Annotated in this window: 2 protein-coding genes; one reads left to right on the forward strand and one right to left on the reverse strand. The window is 24.8% G+C overall.

Annotated elements, in window-relative coordinates:
• Positions 1–168: 168 nt before the first annotated feature.
• Positions 169–669 carry a GNAT family N-acetyltransferase gene (locus NSA58_RS20255; RefSeq protein ID WP_074429217.1) on the reverse strand — a complete coding sequence of 167 codons (501 nt, stop codon included), beginning with the start codon at positions 667–669 and terminating at the stop codon, positions 169–171.
• A 151-nt stretch (positions 670–820) separates the two neighbouring features.
• Between NSA58_RS20255 and NSA58_RS20260 the strand changes: the two genes are divergently transcribed.
• Positions 821–1144 (forward strand): hypothetical protein, encoded by a 324-nt coding sequence (locus NSA58_RS20260; protein WP_257560939.1) that lies wholly within the window; start codon positions 821–823, stop codon positions 1142–1144.
• Positions 1145–1349: the final 205 nt, after the last annotated feature.

Consider the following 1349-nt stretch of genomic DNA (forward strand, 5'->3'; position numbering starts at 1 on the left):
TATTTTTAATTCGCATTATATTAAAATTGAAAAGATACTATTTTGTTTAATAAAATATCATTTTTGTTTCTTGAACAATACCTTATGGAGATAACAGTATTCAGAATAATAGTATTTATCTATATTGAATTGAACACATTGATATATGTTTTTGTGAACATCATAAATTTAAATATCGTATATTTTTGCCATATAAAATTCATCTACATATTTATCATCTATAATCATTGCATTTCTCTTAATACCTTCTACTTCAAATCCATTTTTTTCATAAAGATGTTTTGCTATAGTATTAGAACAAATTACACTAAGCTCAAGTCTTGTAATCTTATTTTCTATAGCCCAAATATCTAATTCAGAAAATAACTTACTTCCAATTCCCATACCTCTATATTTCTCACGTATTCCAACAACAACGTATCCTGTATGTTTTATTCTTTTAGGTACACCTTTTTGAACAGAGAGAAAACCAATTATATTTTCTTCATCTGTAGCTACTAAAACTAAATTATCACCATTCACGCTTTTTTCAATTATATTTTTTGCTATATTAATATCAGTAGAACGTTCACCAGGCTCAAACATCATAAATTTAGTTTCATTATCTAAATTTAAAAGCATATCTAAATAATTATAAGCATCTTCTATTTGTATCTTTCTAATCTCCATTTTCATCCCCCATATCCCTTATTAATATCACAATAATTATAGCAGATTTAATATTGCCAAAATGTCCATTAAAACAGATAATTTTTATTGCCAAATATGAGAAAATTTAGGTTTAAGTAGTGCTTTTAATATAGAATTAAATAGAAATATAATGAATTTTGAAAAAATAAAGTGGGGTGGGCTTAGATTAAATAAAGTAGAATATATACTTTTTGATTTAGAACAGTTTAGAAATATAGTGATAACAAAACCAAATGATGAAGATATCAAAATTCTTAATAACATATTTAATTGCATAGGTAATTGTAAAGAAAATGATGGACCTAGACAGCTTGAAAAATATTTAAAGGAAGTTTTACCATCTTCAAAAGGTGAACGAGATGTGTTAATAGAAATTTTTGAGGCTATAGGTATTGTCGAATCTAAAAAAGAAAGACCAACTAGGGGTAGGGACACTGATTTTGGATATAATTGAAGATTGGCGTGGCGAGGATGGATACAATATGAATATTGCTAAAGAGTTATTTAAAGAATATTTTTAACTGAGAGTAAAAACTAATTAATTTCTACTCTTCGTTCTATAAATTAGATAAACAATTTTAATATATTACGAATTAAATAATTAGATTCATTCTATAGTTTTAATGTTGAATTAGTATTGTTATTATTTAAATGTATTA

The sequence above is a fragment of the Terrisporobacter muris genome (assembly GCF_024621905.1).
GTDB classification, from domain to species: domain Bacteria; phylum Bacillota; class Clostridia; order Peptostreptococcales; family Peptostreptococcaceae; genus Terrisporobacter; species Terrisporobacter muris.